Consider the following 14,793-nt stretch of genomic DNA (forward strand, 5'->3'; position numbering starts at 1 on the left):
CTGGTGAGAGAAACGAGATGGAAGAACTCACGGTTTTGAGGACGTTTTCGGCGTTGACGACTGTTCTCGCGGCCGCGCTCGTGGCCGCCAACTGGAATGCTCGCGTTACCGTCACTGGCTTTGTTATTTTCATCGTTGCTTCCATCGCGTGGATGATTGACGGCTGGCTGGAAAACAAAGCATCGCTCATCATCCAGAACGTCATTCTGCTTTTAATTAACGTGCTCGGAGTCTGGCGCTGGCTTCCGAAGGTTGAGAAGGAGGTTCAGTCGTAAGAGAGCGGCTTCAGTCGCAAAACCCGTCACGGCGCAGGAAGGCCTTGTTGATAGCGACCGCCGCCTTGGCGCCTTCTGCGATCGCGATTGATACAAGTAGAACGTCGCGTGACACGTCCCCGGCCACATATACGCCAGGGACACTGGTTTCCTCAGTCTCGGGGTCTGTAACGACTCCGCCTTTGACATCCCGCGTGCAACCAAGGCGCTGAGACAGGTCGGACGCCTGATGACAACCGGTTGAAAAGAACAGACCTGCCCGCTCCAGATCGGGTGCGTTTTCTAACTTGATGTTCGCGAGCACCCCCTTCGCGCCTTCAAGGGCAACGACCCGTTCGTTCCGCAGGGGGATTCCGTGCTGCTTCAGCTTCCGCGCTGCATTCGCGCTGACCTCGGCGCCGTCGCTGCAAGCTACGACATCCGCTATCCAGTGCTTCATCATGACCGCAAGGTCCGCCCCCTTATCCCCCTTGCCGAGCGCAGCTACAGGTTTGCCTGCATACTCAAAGCCGTCGCAATACAGACAGTGGTGGACGGAAATCCCGTAGAGGGGCTCGATCCCCGCTATCTCCGGGAGTTCGTCCACCATACCCGTGGCGAGAAGGACTTTCGACGCGAGGCCGCCCGTGCCGTCGGCACAGACAAATGCAAAGCCGTCCTCTGTAGGTCTGAGTTCGGTCACCCGCGTCCTCCGGAATGAAACCGACTTGTAGCAGCTCAGTTCCTGCCGGGCTTCCTCAAGAAACGTGGATGGAGACCGGCCTTCGCGTCCGAGCATGCCGTGGATGGCCTGCGATGCGCCGTTGCGCGGCTGTCCATCATCACAAAGCAGAACCTGCCGGTGGCATCGCCCCAAGATCAGGCCAGCACTCAATCCGGCAGGTCCTCCGCCGACGATAACCACGTCGATTTTCATCCGGATCACCTCCATTCGAACTCATATGGGACGCATCCCAAGGCTTGGAACCCCTTCGTCCTGCCCATTCGTTAGGTACTCGGGAAAGAAGATAATGCCGCGCGCACGGACAGTAGCGAATTGGAGGGTATTGACGCCTGAGGAGCGCCGCGAGCGGCGGCAGCTCCGCCGCGAAAAGCAGCCGAGGACAATGTCGGGCGCGCCCAGAAGATGCACGCCGCCCGGCTCAGAATGAAAGCTGAGAGCACGAAGGACCCGCCTGAATTGAAGTCATCAGTCTATGTGGGATGCTCGGGCTGGCGTTACTGGAACTGGCGGGACTCGTTCTATGCAGGTGTTCCACAGGAAAAGTGGTTCGAGCACTACCTGAAGCGCTTCGACACCGTCGAAATCAACGCATCCTTCTATTCCTGGCCGACGGTTGCCAACGTCCAGGCTTGGCGGCGCCAGCCCGGCAAGAGGAAGTTCATCTACACCGTCAAGGTCTGTGAGCTCGTCAGTCATGTAAAATCGTTCAAGGGCACAAGGACACTCATTCGGGATTTTGGCACCATCGCTGATATTCTAGGTGAAAGGATGGGCTGCTTCCTGTTCCAGCTGCCGCCGAGCTACCGCTATTCAAACGCGCGGCTGAACGCGATCGTGAGCCAACTCGATCCTGCGCGCCGCAACGTGGTGGAGTTTAGGCACGCCAGCTGGTGGAATGAGGAAGTTTATGCCGCGTTCCGAAACGCCGGAATTATCTTCTGCTCCTGCAGCGGGCCGCGTCTGCCCGACGAACTTATCCGGACAGCCGACGAAGTTTACATTCGCCTGCATGGTCCCAAGCGCTGGTATCGGCACGACTACTCCAAGGGCGAGCTGGCGATCTGGGCGGACAGGATCAGGGCGAGTGGTGCGAAAAGAGCCTGGATTTACTTCAACAACGACAATGAAGCTCATGCACCAGAAAACGCGGCAGCTCTGCGGCGAATGCTAAGCCGTACCGTTGGCCAAAGGCCGGACTAGGAACTCGCCAGGATCGTACGCGTTCTCAAGTGGTTGGGAGACCGTCTCATGGCCAGCACATCTCTTTGGATGGATACTGACATTGCCCCGACCGCGGGAGTTCTGGACGGCGTCCGAGAATGCGACGTCGCCATCATCGGCTCTGGCATTGCCGGCATTTCGACCGCGTATGAGCTCTGCAGGCGAGGCAAATCCGTTATTGTCATCGATCGCGGACGCATCTGCGGAGGCATGACATCGAGGACTTCAGCCCATCTTGCCCCTTTGTGCGATGATCTCGTCAGCGAGATGAAAAAGATCAGGGGCAAGGAGGCGACGACGCGTTTTTGCGACAGCCAGGCGGCTGCGGTCGACCGCATCGAAGAAATCCAGAAGAAGGAGAAAATCGATTGCGACTTTCGCCGTCTCGACGGGTTCCTCTTCCAGGGTCACGGTATGCCGGCAGACATCATCGATGAAGAGCTGGAGGCAGTCCGCGAAGTCGGCGCGCCGGTCCACAGGCTCGTGGGTGTGCCCTTTACCGGCTGCGAGAAGCGTCACGTCCTGCGCTATCCCAAGCAGGCGACCTTTCATCCGCTCAAGTATCTTGCCGGCGTTGCGCAGGCTTGCGAGGAGAGCGGCGCGACTTTTTTCCGTGACAGCCCTGTTGAGGAAGTAACTGAAGAGAATGGCATTGTGACCGCGAAAACAGCACGCGGCGTCATTCGCGCCCGGCACGCGGTCGTCGCGACCAACTCCTCGATATCTGACCGCTTCGCCATTCACACCAAGACGGCGCCATACCGGACATATGTGATCACGTTTGAAATCGATCGCGGCGCGCTGCCCGATGCCCTCTACTGGGATACGGAAGACCCCTACCATTATGTCCGCCTGCAGCCAGGCCAGGCAAATACCGATTACATTCTCGTCGGTGGTGAGGACCACAAAAGCGGAGAAGCCGACGACGCGGAGGATCGATTCAGAAAGCTTGAAGCATGGGCGCGCGGCTTGATCTCCGGCCTCGGCAAAGAAACGCATCGCTGGTCAGGGCAAGTGCTCGACACCATCGATTACTCCGGCTTCATTGGCCGCGATCCCGGGGGCACGAATATCTATGTCGCGATGGGCGATTCCGGACAAGGCCTCACGCACGGCGTTGCTGGCGCGATGCTGAATGCCGGACTGATCATGGGCGAAGACCATCCATGGAAGGAAATCTACGCGCCGGGCCGCGTCCCGCTGAAGGCCGCGAAGAATTTCGTGGCGGAGAATGTAACAGCGCTCAAGAGCTTTGCTGAATATGTGGCCCCAGGCGAGCTCACTTCACTCGAAGCGCTGCCGCGCGGCGACGGCGCCATCATCCGGCGCGGCCTTGAGAAGATTGCCGCCTATCGCGACATGAAGGGAGCGCTGCATTTGAATTCGGCGAGTTGCACCCATGTCGGCTGCCATCTGCACTGGAACAGTTTTGAGACTTGCTGGGATTGCCCTTGCCACGGCTCAATCTTCGACGTGAAAGGACAACCCATCAACGCGCCGGCTATCGGCCCGCTTGCCCGCGTTCAGGAATAAGATAGCCGCACATGCAGCGACAGCCGAAGCATCAAAGCTAAACGATCAAAGGCGTGAAAGGAAGGAGTGGAACAATGCCGGAAGAGCCGATGATGACCGAAGCTCAACGGGACGAGCTCAAGACTCTCTGCCTGAAGGCGGACGTGCCGGACAAATCGGGCGAGTTGCTAACCCAGGATGGGGCCCAGCATTTTATCGACGAACTGAAGAAGCAGATCGCAGAGCGCAAATAGAAACGACACGCTGGAGAATCTCCAGCGGTTCGTTTTGAACTTTGGCGGAGTGGTCGACGGCGCTGCCAGTGCCGCTGGAGCGGGTGCCGTCGGATCAGCTAGAACGGTGGGCACGGCCAAGGCAGCGGCCATTTCGCTATCTCAACGATCCAACAATGCGAAAGAGACCTAAGCGTTCATAGATCGTCGCATTCCACTTGGCACGTCAGTTTTGACGCAACTGTCGCGATACATAGGCCCCCGCAGCGAGCCCCAGAGCCAAGCCCGCAAAAGCTCTCGCCATCGATTGCCTGGATAACGTAAGCTCCCATCCTGGCGTCAGACGCTTGGGAGTTATTCCATAGTCCACCACCGCTGCGATCGTCGACATGACGGCAGCGTCTCGCAGCAGTTCGATTGATGATTGAGAAGGACGAACCGCTAACCAAGCCTCAAAAGGGAGCGCCCAGAACAGGGCTGATGCGTGATGGGTGGCGAGCCCTACCCCGGTATGCGCAGCGTCGACCCCGCGAACACGCGCTGCATTATCGCCCTGAAGCCAATGGCTCGTCGAGTTCAACGGTTGCGCAGCGTGTTTCCCAGCGTGACTGTCGAAACGACGCTGGCTACGCTGCCTGTGATAAGAGTGGAAGCCAGCAATTGCGTGGTTCTCATTGGTGACCTAACGTCAGTTCGATTTCCATGACAACCGTAACGCGCTTCCAGATGTTCCAAGCCATGTGATCGCGCCGAAATGCGCGTTGCTGGCGGTAAGCAGCCGTTGCAACAAGGCTCGTCTGTTCCGCCGCGAGGAACGATTGGATCAATCTCGCTTTATCCGATAGGGCGCTCGCCAAGGGAGATCTGACATGGGACCCGACGAGGTCCTGCGTGGGATGCTGATGTATTTTGTCCTGCCGCTTTGGCTGGCCGCCGGCTTTGCCGATTATCTCTGTCATCGCGCCAGCCACATCGAGAAAACCAGCGGCTGGAAAGAGTCTCTTCTGCATCTCGCCCAGTTCGCTGAGATGACTGTTCCGGTGCTGGCCGCGCTGTTTCTCGAAATCACATCGAGCGTGATTCTGCTGATGATGACGTTCTTGGTCCTTCACGAAGCCACCGCGATCTGGGACGTTCGCTACGCGGCAGCGAGGCGCGACGTTTCGCCGGCCGAGCAGCATGTTCACAGCGTTCTCGAGATGCTTCCGCTAACGGGATTGCTGCTCGTCATCGCGCTTCACTGGCCGGCCTTTGCGGCATTGTTTGGCTTCGGAACGCCGGACTTTTCATTCAGGCTCAAGCAAGCGCCGCTTCCCCTGACCTATATTGTCACGATGCTGTCCTTGACCGCGCTGCTCGAAGTCTTGCCTTACCTTGAAGAGCTGGCTCGCGGCTTGCGCTATAGCGACCGCCGAGCGAAGGACTAGTTCGATGCGTGTCCTTCTCGTTGGCGGTACAGGCCTGATCGGATCGGCGATCCACGCAAGGCTCTCCGCCGAAGGGCATGAATGCGTGTTGGTGTCGCGCCACACATCCATCGTGCAGAACGCGCGTCACGTCGCGCTCGATATTACGCAGGCGACGGATGCTTCTGCGTGGAAGCCAGCCCTCGCAGGTATCGATGCCGTCATCAATGCGGCGGGCGCCCTGCAAGGCCAGGACATGCAGGGCGTTCATGTCGCCGGCAGCGCCGCGCTCTACGCGGCCTGCGAAAGCGCAGGTGTCCGCCGCGTGATCCTGTTCTCGGCGATCGGCACCAATCGCGAAGTACGAAGCGACTTTTCCCGCACCAAGCAGGAGGGCGAAGCAGCCCTGACGACGCGCGACCTCGATTGGGTCGTGCTGCGGCCTTCCGTCGTGGTCGGCCGGGCTGCTTATGGCGGCAGCGCGCTGTTGCGGGGGCTTGCGTCCCTACCGGTTCTGCCGGTCATGCCGGGCACGGCGCCGATTCAACCCGTGCATCTGGATGATGTCGTCGAAACGATTCTGTTCTTTCTGAAGCCGGGCGCACCTTCGCGCATCGCGCTGGATCTGGCCGGCCCGCGGCAGATGGCGTTCAGTGACGCCGTCGCACTGTTTCGCCGCTGGCTGCGCTGGCGGCCCGCTTACCGTCTGCATCTGCCCGCATGGGCGGCCTCCGGCGCTTACCTCGCCGGGGATGCAGCACAGAGGCTGGGCTGGCCAACGCCGGTCAACTCAACGGCAGAGGCCGAAATGCGGCGCGGCGCGACCGGCGATCCCGGCCCTTGGCGTCGGGCGACAGGACTAGTGCCATACGACCTTGAGCCCGCGCTCGCAAGCGAACCCGCCTCGGTGCAGGAGCGCTGGTTTGCGCGGCTCTACGCGCTGAAGCCGCTGATATTCGGCGTCTTCGGTCTGTTTTGGATCGTCACCGGAATCATTTCACTGGGGCCGGGCTGGGAAATCGGCATGTCGTATGTCCGGGAAGGCGGGCTGGGCGAGAATGTCGCCGCGCTCACGGTCATCGCGGGCGCCCTCGCCGACATCATCATTGGCCTCGCAATTCTTTGGCGACCCTCAAGCCGCTATGGCCTATGGGCGGCCTTTATCATTTCTCTGGTGTATGTCGTGATCGGGACGGTGTTGGTGCCGCGATTATGGGCCGATCCGCTCGGGCCCATGCTGAAGATCTGGCCTGTTCTGATGCTTAATCTGGTCGCCATGGCGATTCGGGAAGACCGCTGATGTTCTATTTCCTTCTCAAGATGGCGCATATCATTGGAGCCGCCGTGCTGCTCGGCACAGGTGCCGGTATCGCTTTCTTCATGCTGGTGGCGCATCTGCGCGGCGACCCACGCGAGATAGCGGGCGTCGCACGGACGGTGGTGCTTGCCGACTTTCTGTTTACGGCGAGTGCCGTGATCCTTCAGCCGATCACCGGCACCTGGCTCGCCTGGTCGAGCGGATATTCCCTGCGCGATGGATGGATTACAGCGTCGATCGCACTCTATGTAGTGGTCGGCGCCTTTTGGCTTCCGGTGGTGTGGATGCAGATGCGGATGCGCGACCTTGCCGTTCACGCGGTCAAGACGGACGCCAACCTGCCGGCTGAATACCACCGCCTTTTTCGCCGGTGGTTTGCCTTTGGGTTTCCGGCATTCGCCGCGGTGCTCATGATCTTCTGGCTGATGATCGCCCGTCCGGTCATTCCATACTGGGATTAGTATCACGTATCGGGTCAAAGGCTTCGATAGGCATGTGATCGCGACCTGCGCGAGCTGTATCTCCATTCCCAATTTCAGTGCCAAGATTGACGCAAACATTATGCGGCAACCAATGTTCCTATTGAGCCGGGTGCCCCCCGCTCTTTCGTGTCGCCCAGCCCGCCTCGAGCTTGAGGAGCCCTAGGGACCCGAATCCTCGTTCGATAGGAACGAACGACATCGGGCAGCGTTCGGGATGATTATCCCTCTCGCTCTCGGGGCCTTCCATGTACCATCATGTCAAGAAGCTGATGTTCACCGTCCGCGTCGATGAACCGGACCCTCGTTTTGGCAATATGCTTCTTGAACAATTCGGCGGCGCCAACGGCGAACTCGCGGCCGCGATGCAATATTCGATTCAGGGCTTGAACTGCGAGGATCCGGATCGCAAGGATCTGCTGATGGATATCGGCACCGAGGAACTGAGCCATCTCGAAATCGTGGGCACCCTGGCCCGCATGCACCTCCAGCCGACGAAATTCGATCGCCAGGCGGCCGAAGCCGATCCCCTGATTGCGATCGCGGGCGGCGGCGGAGTGAACCTGTTCAATTCCCAGGGCAACGCCTGGACTGCCGATTACCTCAAGATCACGGGCGAGCTCGACGTCGACCTGCGCAGCAACATTGCCGCCGAAGCCCGCGCCAAGATCGTTTATGAGCGGCTGATCAATTTCTGCGATGACGCTGGCACAAAGGACGCGCTGCAGTTCTTGATGACCCGGGAAATTACCCACATGAAGGCCTTCGCGTTGGCACTCGAGAGCATGGGCAAGCCCGCCTTCAGCATCGGTCGCATCGCGCCCACGCCTGGATTGGTCGACCAGTACTTCAACGACTCCACCGGAACGGGAGAGCATGGTGAGATCGACACTCGCGGTCCATGGAACGAGGGCAACGGTTGGGTTTTTACAGAATCGCCGGCCATACAGGCCGAACCCGGCGCCTCCGCAGCAATCGTTACGGAAAGTTCGCCGCCGGCCGAGCAAGCCGGGTTGAGCGACCTGTTGATCGATGAGCTCCGCGACATCCTTCACGCCGAGAAACAACTGACGAAAGCGCTTCCCAAGATGGCGGAAGCCGCGCGCTTCGATCAATTGCGCGAACTCTTCGAGCAGCATCTCGTCGAGACCGAGAATCAAGTGGAGCGCATCAATGAGTGCTTCGAGCTCCTCAGCAAAACGGCTCGCGCCAAACCTTGCAAGGGCATGATGGGGCTCGTGGAGGAAGGCCAGGAGATTATGGCCGAGGGCGAAGAAAAGGACGATGCCGCGGCCGACCTCGCATTGATCGGAGCGGCGCAGCGTGTGGAGCACTATGAGATCTCGGCTTACACGACGGCGAAGAACCTCGCCCAGCAATTACGCCACAGCGCAGTCGTCGCGCTGCTGTCGAAGTCGCTGGCGGAAGAAGAGAATTCGGATCAGTTACTCAACCAAGTCGCTCGATCGCTGATGTCAGTAGCGAAAATGCCTGCCGCGATTGAACAGGCCGAATAGCGCAGAAATGCAGTCCTTCCGACGAACCTCGCCAATCAGCCGCTGCGTTGCGTGAGGAAGCCGAATCGGTTCTCGCGCCCGCGCACCCCCCGCGGTCGAACGGAAAGTGGGACATCCAAGACTGGTCCGCATATGAGCTCCGGTGGCTGCGGTCCCCCGGCTGGATTGCATTCTGGGAGGTGAGATCCGCATCAGCTTGAGGAATTTCTTGAGCGCTACGATATAGGCCCATCCAGTTGCCGCTGCCGATTGCGATCCAATCAGACAGCTAACCTTTGCAATCGGGGCGGGCCGCCTCCTTCGTACCGTCAATTGTTCAGCAGCTAGCGTGGGGTGGGGCTAGTTTCAGTACCTTGGCCGCTGCCCGTACCAGCGCCCGTCCCGGTAGTGGTCTGGCTGTTGCCGGGATCGGGACGTCCCGGCGGATGCGCGGAAGCACCAGGCTTTTCCTGCTGTCCCACGAATCCGGCTTCTCCGGAGTTGCGAGTCTTAATGCCTTTGTCCGCTTCCTCCTGCATCTGCTTGTCAGACTGCATCTGCTGGCCGGGCGTTGTCGAATGCTGCGCCAATGCGGGCGCGGCGGTGGCTATACAAAGAGCGGCCGTCGTGGCCAGAACTAAGGTTCGCATGGGCTGTCCTCCCGTCGTCCCTCTCCGCACAACGCGTGAGCCAGCGATAGTTTCCTGGAGAACTAAATGAGGTGAGCGCAGGAATCCAAACTCACAAGCTCCATGTGCCGCTATGGCAACTGGATATCGAAACATCAGGCACAACGTCCGAGCGGCCTATACTCTTAGCATTTGCTCGGCCAATGCTCCGGGTCGGTGACCGGAGCCGCCAACGACGGAGCTCTTCTTCCCAGACTTTGGGAGGCGCAAACCGAAAACGTGGGATTGGACTCCACAATTGCGCCGACGGAGGGCTGGGGCCATTCCGCATTCAAGTCGCACTAGGAACGAAAGCAATGAGCGGCGCTTTTCCGTGGGTGAAACTAAACAGAACCTAGGGAGATCATTTTAATGAAGAAGATTATGTTGTTGGCTTCGGTCTGCATCTTGGCACTCGGTTCACCCGCCGCCTTCGCGCAGACCACTCAGCCTACTGGCGGCGCGTCCGGCCAAGGCAATGTCGGGCCAGGCGCGTCGGAAGGCGCGGTGAAGGACGGAACCGGGACCATGAACAAGGGCACCACCGGGGCTAGCAGACCCTCGCCCGGAGGAGACGCCAGCACTTCCGGCGCAAGTACAGCAGCCGGGGTCAACAACACGGGCACCGCCAAGGAACCGGGCGCCGTCCAGGGCGGCGTCAACAAACAGTAAGCGAAACTGGCAACAAAAAGAGGCCGCCCCAACTGCGGCCTCAATCATGATTGCAGGTCCGCGCCTTCGTCTACGGCAGGGTCGTCGGCGTTCATTTGAGGCAGTCTCGGAACATCTACGTCAAGCCATTGACAAGATGGCGCGACAAACGGGGCTCGAACCCGCGGCGCCGTGACAGGGCAGGCAAAACTTAACGAAAACAATGACCGGGCTTACTTGGAGCATTTAATATAGGTCCAAGGAGCGAAAAGTTTTCACTGAGGCACAGCCGCCTCTAGGCGGTCCGTCCCGAGCAACCTTTTGTCGGCTACCCGACTTAATGGCTAAGGGAAATATGTGCTGCGTGAGGCCCAAAATGACCCTTCCCTCGGTTGCACTAGTCGTTGAAGACGACGAACTACAGCGCGAGTTGCTGAGCGACTTCCTAAAGGAAGAGCGTATGGACGTAATCAGTTGTGAAAGCGCGGAGGCCGCGGAACTTATCATTGCGAGCGCAGGTCCAGAGCTAAGCTTGTTGGTGACGGACTTCCGACTTGCGGGCAATGGCACGGGTGCAGACGTGGCATCCTTCGCGAAGGATCGATTTCCGCATCTTCCGGTGATCATCGTATCGGGCGACAATAACTTTTCGATTCCTGTAGGTGTCCGGTTTTTGAAAAAGCCATTCAGTCCGTCGGAATCCTTGCCGTGGACCCTCCAGGAGACTAGCTCCGCCGCGCTTGCCCTTACGCCGTTGCTGATCGGCGCGGACGAACCGGGCCGGGAGATCCTGCATCCCGTCGCCTAAGCGCCGGTCCGAGCGGTGCCAAGATGACGAAGGGCGAGCACGAAAAGTACACAGGCGTCGAATCAGTTGCGTGTTGCGGCGGATGACCAGCGCATTGACCATGGACTTACCCGATCAGTCGGCTCGCGGGTCATCCAATCCTCGAACCGGCTTCAATGCAAGGACCGCCGGTTCACGCTGGCGGGAGTTAACTTTGGGTTGTCCCGCGTTAAGGTTCCCAATATGCGGGACCTGAACGAGAAGATTGAGCAGGCGAAGCGCTACGTCGCGAAAGGACGCCGTGTTGTGGAGCGGCAACGCCAGCGCATTGCCTCAGGAACGGCCGCTCCAGGAGCTAGCGAATTGCTGGCGACGTTTGAGCAATCACAGGCAATCTTCGAGGAGGATTTGGCCCGCCTCCTCAAAGAGCGCGACGGAAAGTAAGGCGCTTGCGTCAGGTCCCGTACAGACGGGGTTCCAAATAGGGCTTCCAATGGGTCCTCATGGGATGGAGGGCAACGTCATGCAGGAACGACGGCGCATTAGACACGAGAGGACTTTTGAAGAGCGGTTGGCGGAAGAGGCCATAAGATTCAGGGAAGCTGCAGAAAAGGAGCCTTCCGGAAGTCACGCCCAAGAGCTGCTATTGCGACAAGCCCGGCAGGCCGAAACAGCTTCGCACATGAGTGAGTGGCTGCGATCTCCCGGATTGCAGCCACCGAAGTGAGCCGATGACAGCTTTTCGAGTGACAATGACGACCGTAACGGCTTGGATAATGTTCCTTGCCCGCATGATGATCTACTTGCTTGTCGCAGTGTGAGACCGCCGCCGTCGGCGGCCGATTCCATCTTGCAACCAATCTTCTGGTCAAGCGCGTAGAGCCGCCGCTGAGCCACTCGGCGCTTTCCGCCCGCGTGCCTCGCCCTTTGTCGGCGACCGTACAGACGACGGTCCCAGTGGCCGGCTATTCTGTGCCCTCCCCCGGCAATGCCCCCCAAGCCCCGCCGGGGGTCTCTCCAAGTGTTGGCGGCCCCGGCGCGTTGCGTATCGCAGGGGCCGCTGCGGGGCCTCGCGCAGCCGAGGTGGCGATCTTCATTCTTCAGCAGCAGATCAATCGAGCGAACCACTGAAGCCCCAGCCCTCGACCCCTCATCGTGGGCAATGAAGCCAGCGCCGTGCATGAGAGCCACGTCATCACGAGCTGTGTCAGACGATTGGGGGCGTTTTACTAGTTCGCCGCGGCTCATGTACCTTCGGGAAGGGCATGAAGCGCATTTGAATGATCCGGGCAAGAGAGGCGCTTCACCACTCGCGCGCCGCTCCAAAGCTCCACCGGCCGCCCATCGGTCAGCTGCTTCGCCCACTCGATGGCGTGTTCGTCCGTGTCGCATCTAAACACGCGGCAGTGCGTGAAATGCCCGTCCAATCCGACGAAGTACGCCTGATACCTAGTCATCGAAAAATCCTTACTCAGAAAGCTCAAGCTCCGGCGAACGAAGCAGTTCGCAAAAATGCGAGGCGGCCTCGTTCTGTCTGATCCTACGTGCAATATCGGCCCGAGCGGGACCAGGCGGCAGCATCTTAGCTTGCGCGCGTAGTTTCAGTGTGTCTTGGGCAAGACGCTCTTCGAGCGATTGGGTTTGTTTGAAACGGCGACGCTTGATGACCATGCGCTGCTCCGTTCGTTAGAGGAAGGCGGGAGCGCGACAGGCGTTCTCATCACCGATGACTGCCATACTACCGTGCGGTGATGGGGAAAGTATGCATCTAGTAGTCGCTCCGGGGACACAACAAAGGTTAGCTGGCCTATCGACTTGCCGTCTTCGTGATCTACTCCTGTTGAGCAAAGCGCTCACATGCGCTGTCCTCACTTCCGGCGCGCGGACTGACAGCCGTGAGGACTTTTCCCAAAGGGTCCTTGCAGAAGTCTTCTCCTCCGGTGCCCGTCCTCGGTGTTCGACGTCGCGTTGCAATTCGGTCATTTCCATTGTCGTCTCTTTGTCAGGCCGCTGCGCACCGCTCGGTTGAACGCAGGCGCATAGGCTTTCCGCCTGGCGGGTGGCGTGGGCCGCTCCCGTCTAGCGCGCAAAGCGCTTCGAGAATTTCGTCGATATGAACGGGAGCCTTCAGTCCCTTCGGCGCGCGAAGCGCTGGACAAGACGCGACCGCCGAAGCATCGGAAGCCCATGACGCGAGGATGGCGCGCTTCTCGGCCAGGCTTAATTCCGGATGAGCTACAACGTCGCGCGGGTGCGCGAAAACTGAGCCAGGGTGAAGGAGAGCGTTGAAATCGAAGACGTTGTCGTGCGCGGTCGTCGTCCGCATGGCTGCCTCCAATCATAAGACGAGTTATGGGTGGCCGCGCGGAACTGTCCGCGCGGCAGTGATCGGTCCTAAGCCGCGAGTTTGGTTAAGCGGCCTTGCCCTCGATCTGCTTGACCTGCCCGGCGCTTGCGCCTGTGATGGCGATGCGGCGCGGCTTCATGGCCTCCGGAATCTCGCGTTGGAGCTCGATGACCAGTAGACCATTCTCAAACCGAGCACCCTTGACCTCGACATGGTCGGCCAGGGTGAACTGGCGCTTGAACGAGCGTGTCGACATTCCGCGATGCACAAAGGTCTTCTCGTCCTTCTCGGCCTTTTGGCCTTCCAACGTCAGGACGTTCTGTTCCACCGTAAGCGTCACCTCGTCCGGTGTGAACCCGGCTAGTGCCACCGAAATCTGGAAGCGGTTCTCGTCCAGCCGTTCGATGTTGTAGGGCGGATAGCTCTCTTCGGCGGTCCGCTGGACCTCGTCGAGAACGTCAAACAGGCGGTCGAAGCCAATGGTCGACCTCCACAGGGGAGTCCAATCATACCTCATAGCCAAATCCTCCAAAGAGCAAGTTGGGTACGAGCTGGCACCGGACACCTTCCGGCGCCCGCCTTGATTTCGGGGCCCCTGAAGGCGCCCCGGCCACCATTTCTGTGGCGACCAAAAAAATCTGCAACCGCCAAGAAAGTTCAAGGGGAGAGCAAAAAAATTTTTGGGACTTCGTCACGTCCGCAGCTTGAGGCCCCTTTCCGCCGAGACCTTCTTGGGTATCGCACCAGGGAAAGATGCGTCATCGGTTCTACCGGACGTTGAGGACGCAGGATCGGTTAGTGCGGGGATGGTCAAAAATGGCCTCAGCGCGAGCATGCACCGAGGCCATTCAAGTCGCTTCCCTCTTACACAACCAGACAAGTGGAGCCTATCTGGCATCTAATATGGAAGCGGGAAAAGATGGCAATATCTGTTCAATATTGAACCAAAGGCTTAGGTTCCGGATCTGGCGTGCCCGCTGCGGATTTCCCTATGATGATACAAAGCCCAGCGGATCTCAGATGCCCATTTATCGCCTACTGCAAAATATGCCGATGGGGCCGGAAGAGATCAGCCGCGTGACGACTGCTTTTGAGCAAGCATTGCGCACCATCGGCATCGTTGACCGGGGCGACCCGCTGGCAGAGCTGCTAGCCAGGAAAATCATCGAAGTCGCACAGACTGGCATCCGCGACCCGGCCGATATTGCGGCCCAAGCAATCAAGGAAATCGGTGTAGCAACGTAGAGCGGTCCTCAAAGCGAGAAGGGTCCCAGCCAGCTCACTGGGACCCTTCTTGGACTGAGGAGTCGCAGCCTGGGGAAGATGCGACAGCGCCTCACCCGCCACCCTCGATCGCGTTCCTAACGTCCTAGCCGGCGCTCGACCGTTTCCGACTGGTGCCGACCTTCTTGACCATGCGCCAGCCGAAGTGCCATGCCCCTCGTCTCCACAGCGGTACTAAGCAGGACACTCGCAGCGACAGATTAGCACACGCAAATAAACAACGCCGCCCGCTTGAAATGAACGCAGGCGGCGTTGCTCCAGCCCCGGGAAGGTAGGATGCAAAATCCCGGAAGACTAGTATGCGCGAGTCAGTCGGCGCAGTCAGTTCGCTATGCAACACTCGCGGAAGGGCGAATTAGGACTGTCAGTTCGAGCCGGACTGCCGTGGCAGA

17 protein-coding genes are annotated in these 14,793 nt (G+C 59.4%); 12 read left to right on the forward strand and 5 right to left on the reverse strand.

Features of this window, described 5'->3' with window-relative positions; genetic code table 11:
- The first annotated feature begins 17 nt into the window (after window positions 1-17).
- Window positions 18-275 (forward strand): hypothetical protein, encoded by a 258-nt coding sequence (locus LMTR21_RS28635; RefSeq protein WP_065754349.1) that lies wholly within the window; start codon window positions 18-20, stop codon window positions 273-275.
- Window positions 276-285: 10 nt separating this feature from the next.
- On the opposite strand, the gene LMTR21_RS28640 is transcribed toward LMTR21_RS28635, so the two are convergent.
- Window positions 286-1,191, reverse strand: coding sequence for an NAD(P)/FAD-dependent oxidoreductase (locus LMTR21_RS28640; RefSeq protein ID WP_065754519.1), 906 nt, complete (start codon window positions 1,189-1,191; stop codon window positions 286-288).
- Between the two features lie 264 nt (window positions 1,192-1,455).
- Here LMTR21_RS28640 and LMTR21_RS28645 point away from each other — a divergent pair, with 264 nt between their 5' ends.
- The 7 genes from LMTR21_RS28645 (at window position 1,456) to LMTR21_RS28680 (ending at window position 8,685) form a co-directional block, all read left to right on the forward strand.
- The gene (locus LMTR21_RS28645; protein WP_246174391.1) at window positions 1,456-2,199 is read left to right on the forward strand and encodes a DUF72 domain-containing protein; all 744 of its coding nucleotides are present in this window, start codon (window positions 1,456-1,458) and stop codon (window positions 2,197-2,199) included.
- 48 nt (window positions 2,200-2,247) lie between these two features.
- The gene (locus LMTR21_RS28650; protein ID WP_065754348.1) at window positions 2,248-3,753 is read left to right on the forward strand and encodes an FAD-dependent oxidoreductase; all 1,506 of its coding nucleotides are present in this window, start codon (window positions 2,248-2,250) and stop codon (window positions 3,751-3,753) included.
- Window positions 3,754-3,827: 74 nt separating this feature from the next.
- Complete coding sequence (locus LMTR21_RS28655) at window positions 3,828-3,986, forward strand: DUF3072 domain-containing protein (RefSeq protein WP_084030750.1); 159 nt, start codon at window positions 3,828-3,830, stop codon at window positions 3,984-3,986.
- 848 nt (window positions 3,987-4,834) lie between these two features.
- Entirely contained in the window at window positions 4,835-5,392 is a 558-nt protein-coding gene (locus LMTR21_RS28665) for a diguanylate cyclase (protein WP_065754346.1), read from the forward strand.
- Between the two features lie 4 nt (window positions 5,393-5,396).
- Window positions 5,397-6,671 carry an SDR family oxidoreductase gene (locus LMTR21_RS28670; RefSeq protein WP_065754345.1) on the forward strand — a complete coding sequence of 425 codons (1,275 nt, stop codon included), beginning with the start codon at window positions 5,397-5,399 and terminating at the stop codon, window positions 6,669-6,671.
- On the forward strand, window positions 6,671-7,150 hold the full coding sequence (locus LMTR21_RS28675) for a DUF2269 family protein (protein ID WP_065754344.1): 480 nt from the start codon (window positions 6,671-6,673) through the stop codon (window positions 7,148-7,150). Before LMTR21_RS28670 ends, LMTR21_RS28675 begins: the two co-directional genes overlap by 1 nt.
- A gap of 266 nt (window positions 7,151-7,416) precedes the next feature.
- The gene (locus tag LMTR21_RS28680; protein WP_065754343.1) at window positions 7,417-8,685 is read left to right on the forward strand and encodes a DUF892 family protein; all 1,269 of its coding nucleotides are present in this window, start codon (window positions 7,417-7,419) and stop codon (window positions 8,683-8,685) included.
- A gap of 323 nt (window positions 8,686-9,008) precedes the next feature.
- On the opposite strand, the gene LMTR21_RS28685 is transcribed toward LMTR21_RS28680, so the two are convergent.
- The gene (locus LMTR21_RS28685; RefSeq protein WP_141688412.1) at window positions 9,009-9,314 is read right to left on the reverse strand and encodes a hypothetical protein; all 306 of its coding nucleotides are present in this window, start codon (window positions 9,312-9,314) and stop codon (window positions 9,009-9,011) included.
- 390 nt (window positions 9,315-9,704) lie between these two features.
- Between LMTR21_RS28685 and LMTR21_RS28690 the strand changes: the two genes are divergently transcribed.
- The 3 genes from LMTR21_RS28690 to LMTR21_RS28700 all read left to right on the forward strand — a co-directional run bounded on the left by LMTR21_RS28690 (window position 9,705) and on the right by LMTR21_RS28700 (window position 11,214).
- Window positions 9,705-10,004, forward strand: coding sequence for a hypothetical protein (locus LMTR21_RS28690; RefSeq protein ID WP_065754342.1), 300 nt, complete (start codon window positions 9,705-9,707; stop codon window positions 10,002-10,004).
- A 355-nt stretch (window positions 10,005-10,359) separates the two neighbouring features.
- Window positions 10,360-10,791 (forward strand): response regulator, encoded by a 432-nt coding sequence (locus tag LMTR21_RS28695; RefSeq protein WP_065754341.1) that lies wholly within the window; start codon window positions 10,360-10,362, stop codon window positions 10,789-10,791.
- 222 nt (window positions 10,792-11,013) lie between these two features.
- Window positions 11,014-11,214, forward strand: a complete 201-nt coding sequence (locus tag LMTR21_RS28700) for a hypothetical protein (RefSeq protein ID WP_141688411.1) — start codon at window positions 11,014-11,016, stop codon at window positions 11,212-11,214.
- A gap of 1,023 nt (window positions 11,215-12,237) precedes the next feature.
- Here the strand turns inward: LMTR21_RS28700 and LMTR21_RS28710 are convergent.
- From LMTR21_RS28710 to LMTR21_RS28720, 3 genes are all read right to left on the reverse strand, one after another.
- Entirely contained in the window at window positions 12,238-12,441 is a 204-nt protein-coding gene (locus tag LMTR21_RS28710; protein ID WP_141688410.1) for a hypothetical protein, read from the reverse strand.
- A 331-nt stretch (window positions 12,442-12,772) separates the two neighbouring features.
- Window positions 12,773-13,096, reverse strand: coding sequence for a hypothetical protein (locus LMTR21_RS41295; RefSeq protein ID WP_084030748.1), 324 nt, complete (start codon window positions 13,094-13,096; stop codon window positions 12,773-12,775).
- Window positions 13,097-13,181: 85 nt separating this feature from the next.
- Complete coding sequence (locus LMTR21_RS28720; protein ID WP_065754338.1) at window positions 13,182-13,634, reverse strand: Hsp20 family protein; 453 nt, start codon at window positions 13,632-13,634, stop codon at window positions 13,182-13,184.
- A gap of 503 nt (window positions 13,635-14,137) precedes the next feature.
- Here LMTR21_RS28720 and LMTR21_RS28725 point away from each other — a divergent pair.
- A complete protein-coding gene (locus tag LMTR21_RS28725; protein ID WP_065754337.1) occupies window positions 14,138-14,362 on the forward strand; it encodes a helix-turn-helix domain-containing protein in 225 nt (74 codons plus the stop codon).
- Window positions 14,363-14,793: the final 431 nt, after the last annotated feature.

Origin of the sequence: Bradyrhizobium paxllaeri, from assembly GCF_001693515.2 — a bacterium.
Classification (GTDB): Bacteria; Pseudomonadota; Alphaproteobacteria; order Rhizobiales; family Xanthobacteraceae; genus Bradyrhizobium; species Bradyrhizobium paxllaeri.